Source organism: Bacillus sp. 05T31 (genome assembly GCF_056396725.1).
The window spans coordinates 1-5,176 of record NZ_JBFTMA010000270.1 but is presented as its reverse complement, the minus strand read 5'-3'; the positions used below and the strand labels follow the sequence as shown (position 1 = coordinate 5,176).

Here is a 5,176-nt window from a genome sequence, read left to right as displayed (position 1 = left end):
CCTCTCCATAATGTAAAGGTTCATTTTGAGGGTTTCCACTTAATACACCCATTTTAAAAAGCCTCCCTTTCGAAAATATCATCATAAGTATATTTTTCAATATTGAAAATACATTTTTAAGTATGTTTTTTCCTACAAAGTATTTTTTATCATGCATGGGAAACACCTTCCCAACAATGTATGTTTGTAGTCTAGTAAAGAAATTTGCAAATAAAATACTCAAAGATTATTAAGTAAGATTATCAACAATCTTTGAGTGAGAAATCGTTTAATATAAGGGTTTATCTTTTAACGAATGAACAAATGAAATTGATTTTAATATCWGCTATATTTTACACTCATTTATTAATTGAACTTAGCGATTAACTCCACCGCCAAGTTGTTGTTCTGCCATTGCAACTAAACGTTTTGTAATTTCGCCACCAACAGAACCGTTTGCACGAGCTGTTGTGTCTGCACCAAGTTGTACACCAAACTCTTGTGCGATCTCATACTTCATTTGATCAATTGCATTCTCAGCGCCTCGAACCAATAATTCATTACGACTTCCGCTATTAGTGTTTGCCATAGTGTATCACCTCCTATAATTTTAATATGCTACGAATCATGGAAAAATAGTTATTCCTTTTTATGGAAATATAAACCCACTTTAATTATGTATAAATATTGAATCTCTTCTTAAAAGACGATTAAAAAATAGAGCTGAAAAGAGTAAGAATAATTAATCTGTTCAGCTTTATCTAGTACAATCTAATTAATATATATTTTTAAAATTTGCAGCTTACTATTTCTTATACTATTGTAAAGGCTGATTAACAGGCTGAATGGCTTCTAATCCCCTACTTGTTATAGACTATCTTTGCTACATACTTATCTTGGGCAATTTATAGTATCAATTAAGGGTAAAAACAAAGAACTTGAGTATAATTAGTACACGCTCAAGTTTTTTGTTTTTATTTATTGTGTAAGAATAGTAACACATGAACTCGAGAAATATATTCCTCAACCCATGATGATATTCCTATTACTGCTTTAACTCTTGCATACACTCTTGTACAAGAGTTACTGCCTGACTTATAGTAGCACCACCACCAAATGCAGCTGTCACTCCCACGGCCTCAAAGATCTCCTGTTCTGAAGCTCCTTGATCTAGACATCCTTTAATGTGATAAATGATACAATATTCATCCTGAGAATAAAGGCTAATACCTAAAGCAATTAACTGTTTTTACTTTTTTGATAAGGTGCCTTCTTTAAAGCATTCCTCTGYAAAGGAATTAAATTGTTCGGCTAGTTTAGGCATCTTCTCAGTAAATAAACCCAAACCATACTTATAATGAAGAAGTGCAGATTCTGTAGAATTTCTACCTTCAAATTCCATATTTAATCCAACTCCATTTCTCATATTTTTCAAACAAAAGTTAGTATGAACCTAATGGGAATTGATTAAACAAAAATGATATTTATATCAAGGTGAGTGAAAGAGGAGAGAGGATTTAGAGGCATGATATAACAAGAAATTAACTAATAGTATTGCACACACGATATGGATAATCCATCGACTTCTGTAAAAGGATAACGTAAAAAGGAAGTGATGATATGGGAAAACAGAGTGTAGCCAATACATTAAATGTCTTTCTAAAAGGGCAGTACATGGGTATTCATGCCTATGAGCAATATATAGAGAAGTTAAAATATCCAGAAAGTCATATGTTAATACATGATATTTTAGATAAAGATAGGGACCATGTAAATGTATTAAAACAACTTACGTATTAACATTTTTAGTTACGCTGTATCATAATTAAAAGAAGATATTTAAAATAACTCCACATATTTTCACAAGACAGGAAAATACTAATACTTGTTTTAGTACTTTAATTCCAAAGTATTAAAGCAGGATTACTAACTGCGATACTAGGAGGACGTTACTATGAATATTCGTGAAGGATTAATTCCAACTACATTAGGTACAGCAGTTACAGCTGCGGGTTATGCCTTGAAGCAAACTCGTGGATCTAATAAGATGATTGCAAATACAGTATTTGGATTTGGTTTAGCTCACGTTGTTTTAGGTGTAATTGATCTTGTGGAACATCGTCGTTAGAAGAGAGGGCAAGCACATTTTGATGCTTGCCTTTTTAATATCGTCAGTATTTATTATTTTTGTTTAATTTATGAAAGTAATCCATAAATTAAGAACTATGAAAAGGCGGTTACATGCTCAATATGTATACAAGAAGGATTTTGTTATCCAGGCTAAAGGAATGGGCTCATTCATATCAAAAATTACCGACTGCCAAAGAAATATTAAAAGATCCTAGTATGCCTGCCTTATCCACATATGTAAGGCATTTTGGCAATTGGAATGAGTCTCTAAGGCAAGCTGGGTTCCAACCAAGAAAAAAGGTAAATAAAATGTAAAAAATAAACAAAGCAGTCAGTTCAATAAACTGTCTGCTTTGCCTACTCGTTATGAAATTCCAGATTTTCAGGAGATTTTCAACGACTCATATGTAGTATGAACGTACTGTTGTATATTATGCAACTTCAAGAAGCCTTTGTAGAAATAAAATATAAATCCAGTATGTATTAGGTATTTTGTGTATGAAACCATTGTTAATTTCAAATGATAAGATGGAATCCTAGCAACTAACATGATAGCTAATATGATGCGAAAAGTTCAAATAGGGTTAATTATTGCAGTACCGATAACCGCAATACCATCCAGTCTTATTGCAGTATTAAATAATAAAAAAAATTAAAATGTTAATCAAAGTTCATATTATGTTTTTTGAATGTATTTATTTTGAATTATGGGCTATCACTTTGATTGAAAATCCAAGCTAACGATTCAAGCAGGAAGAATATATAGTATTCCTGTACATAGTTTAACAGTTGAGACCGAAGGAGGTGTTATATCAATGAGAACTATACAGCGAATTGCCTTAGCTTTAGTTATTATTGGTGCTATTAATTGGGGGCTAATTGGTTTCTTTAAGTTTGATTTAGTAGGGACAATATTYGGTGGACAGAATGCCTTTTTRGCAAGAGTAATCTTTGCTCTTGTTGGACTAAGTGGGTTAATGTGCTTAACGCAGTTGTTTCAACCGATGAAGGATGCTAATCAAGAGATGAATCGTAAAGAATATGGAAAACCTAATTATAGTACTGAATTTGGTGAGGAAACACATATGACAAATATAAATAGATCTTCTACGGACGTTTATAAGAATACCCGCAATACATTAGATGAAGATTAATACAATTTTTTTCAAAGTCATTTATTCCACATGGCTTTGAAATTTTTTATTTTGGATAATTAGTTGGAGTACCAGCTTTTGTACAACTAGGGRCAAAGTAGCATTTCGTATAGGATGATGCTACTTTGCTTCGTCATATTCCTTCATAATTTTATAAAACGTGTTTTTTCTTAGTTTTAACATTTCCATAAACATAACAGCAGTTATTTCTCCACTCTTCCACTTTGAATAAGTTTCTACTATTATATTTATTTGTTGTTTGCTTAGCGTCGAAAGGTTTACCTGAGGACGGCCTAAGTGTTTTCYTTGAGATTTWGCTACMGCRATMCCTTCMRYTTGTCKCTGATRAATTTTTTTACGTTCTTGATCKGCAACATAAGAAAGCAAAGATAAAAATTGATCTTCCATYAAYCGWCCCATGTCACCCATWTCACGRAACTTACGGYTATCGAATAAAGTTTCATTTTCYAAMACMACAATATCWGCYWGTAATTCYCTTKTTATGTATTTCCACTCYGMAATTACTTCATCATAATTACGTCCCATACGATCTAARGCATCTATGTAAACAATATCACCTATACTTAATACTTTTCGTAATAATTGATACTGAGGACGATCAAAATGTCGCCCACTTGCTTTATCGACAAAAATTCGCCGAGCTTCCACATCTCGTTCCATCATCTTATGTAACTGACGTTGTTCATTTTGATCTTTTGTACTTACACGWATATATCCATAAATATTTGCCACGTTTTGTATTCTCCTTCCAATCGTTACCGCAATTATACCACATTCGTTTATAAAGGTATTCACTGAAAATAAACGTTTATAAAATAGTTCGAATCACCTTTATAAACTTGATGATTCAATGTTTCATAGATACGTCTAACACGTTTGTAAAGGTATACTTTTATAAACAATTTTGTATTTTTTGTGATAATTGCTAAATTTGATTATTATTAAAGAAGTAATTTAAATTTTAAAAAATTTAAATTATAAGAAAATCGTTGCATTCTATAATAAATACTATATGAAGGGAAATGGGAAGTTGAAAACGAGAGAGCTTCTTACTGCAGAACAAAGGGACTACCTTTATGGAGTCCCTGAGCATATGGATGAGAGAGAAATTCTACGCTATTACACAATATCTGATGAAGAATTACAAATTATAAATAAACAACGCGGTGCTGCCAATCGATTAGGTTTTGCCATACAAATCGCTTACTTACGCTTTCCTGGACGACCTTTATCTGCGAATGAAAAAGTTCCAGATTTTATTGTACATACGATTGCTAAACAATTAAGGATTTTACCTTCAGCTATAGAGAACTATGCACGTGGGCGTGATGCAACTCGGCGAGAACATTTGAGTAAAATCAGAAATACATTAGGAATTCGGACATTTACTTTAAAAGAATATCGAGAGTTAGCACGTTGGCTTCTCCCTATGGCAATGAAAACAGATCAAGGACATCTTTTAGTAGAAGCTCTAATTACAGAAATGAGGAAAAGAAAAATTATTGTACCAGCCATATATGCAGTTGAACATTTAGCATGGGCTGTGCGTGAACGAGCACATAGAAAGATTTTCAAACAATTGACAAAGGACCTTACTCCTTCTCAATGTAATCAACTGGACAAGTTATTAAGTGTAGGAAAAGGATACAAGGTTTCGTATTTATCATGGCTTCGACAACCTTCAGGTGTAGTTTCTGTTAAAAATTTTCACAAGATTATGGATCGAATAGAGTTTATCCAAAAATTAAATTTACCTTTAGATAACGGCAGAGAAGTGCATCAAAATCGATTGCTACAGATGGCCCGTGAAGGATCACGTTATTCCAATCAACATTTATCCAGGTTTCATGAGCTCAAACGACATGCAACTCTTATGGCCTTTCTCATTCTTC

General features: G+C 32.6%; 7 protein-coding genes and 1 pseudogene. 5 read left to right on the top strand and 3 right to left on the bottom strand.

Annotated features, from left to right (window positions below; genetic code table 11):
* Positions 1 to 355: 355 nt before the first annotated feature.
* Together AC1DJR_RS16615 and AC1DJR_RS16610 are read right to left on the bottom strand one after the other, a co-directional pair.
* The gene (locus tag AC1DJR_RS16615) at positions 356 to 568 is read right to left on the bottom strand and encodes an alpha/beta-type small acid-soluble spore protein (RefSeq protein ID WP_002114662.1); all 213 of its coding nucleotides are present in this window, start codon (positions 566 to 568) and stop codon (positions 356 to 358) included.
* Positions 569 to 1,024: 456 nt separating this feature from the next.
* Positions 1,025 to 1,381 (bottom strand): annotated as a pseudogene (locus tag AC1DJR_RS16610) (carboxymuconolactone decarboxylase family protein).
* Between the two features lie 218 nt (positions 1,382 to 1,599).
* On the opposite strand from AC1DJR_RS16610, the gene AC1DJR_RS16605 reads away from it, so the two are divergent.
* The 4 genes from AC1DJR_RS16605 to AC1DJR_RS16590 all read left to right on the top strand — a co-directional run bounded on the left by AC1DJR_RS16605 (position 1,600) and on the right by AC1DJR_RS16590 (position 3,263).
* Positions 1,600 to 1,779, top strand: coding sequence for a ferritin family protein (locus AC1DJR_RS16605; RefSeq protein WP_002187806.1), 180 nt, complete (start codon positions 1,600 to 1,602; stop codon positions 1,777 to 1,779).
* Between the two features lie 154 nt (positions 1,780 to 1,933).
* Entirely contained in the window at positions 1,934 to 2,107 is a 174-nt protein-coding gene (locus AC1DJR_RS16600; protein ID WP_001025956.1) for a hypothetical protein, read from the top strand.
* Positions 2,108 to 2,220: 113 nt separating this feature from the next.
* Positions 2,221 to 2,424, top strand: a complete 204-nt coding sequence (locus AC1DJR_RS16595) for a homing endonuclease associated repeat-containing protein (RefSeq protein WP_002187807.1) — start codon at positions 2,221 to 2,223, stop codon at positions 2,422 to 2,424.
* A gap of 500 nt (positions 2,425 to 2,924) precedes the next feature.
* Entirely contained in the window at positions 2,925 to 3,263 is a 339-nt protein-coding gene (locus AC1DJR_RS16590) for a DUF378 domain-containing protein (RefSeq protein WP_002187809.1), read from the top strand.
* Positions 3,264 to 3,383: 120 nt separating this feature from the next.
* Here the strand turns inward: AC1DJR_RS16590 and AC1DJR_RS16585 are convergent, their stop codons facing one another.
* The gene (locus AC1DJR_RS16585) at positions 3,384 to 4,016 is read right to left on the bottom strand and encodes a recombinase family protein (protein WP_477003052.1); all 633 of its coding nucleotides are present in this window, start codon (positions 4,014 to 4,016) and stop codon (positions 3,384 to 3,386) included.
* A 298-nt stretch (positions 4,017 to 4,314) separates the two neighbouring features.
* On the opposite strand from AC1DJR_RS16585, the gene AC1DJR_RS16580 reads away from it, so the two are divergent.
* A partial coding sequence (locus AC1DJR_RS16580) for a DUF4158 domain-containing protein (RefSeq protein WP_477003053.1) occupies positions 4,315 to 5,176 on the top strand: 862 nt, incomplete at its 3' end.

What these genes read in the sequence shown, in the direction of transcription:
- AC1DJR_RS16615 (WP_002114662.1), bottom strand. Translation starts at nt 568, where the DNA reads ATGGCAAACACTAATAGCGGAAGTCGTAATGAATTATTGGTTCGAGGC.
- AC1DJR_RS16605 (WP_002187806.1), top strand. Translation starts at nt 1,600, where the DNA reads ATGGGAAAACAGAGTGTAGCCAATACATTAAATGTCTTTCTAAAAGGG.
- AC1DJR_RS16600 (WP_001025956.1), top strand. Translation starts at nt 1,934, where the DNA reads ATGAATATTCGTGAAGGATTAATTCCAACTACATTAGGTACAGCAGTT.
- AC1DJR_RS16595 (WP_002187807.1), top strand. Translation starts at nt 2,221, where the DNA reads ATGCTCAATATGTATACAAGAAGGATTTTGTTATCCAGGCTAAAGGAA.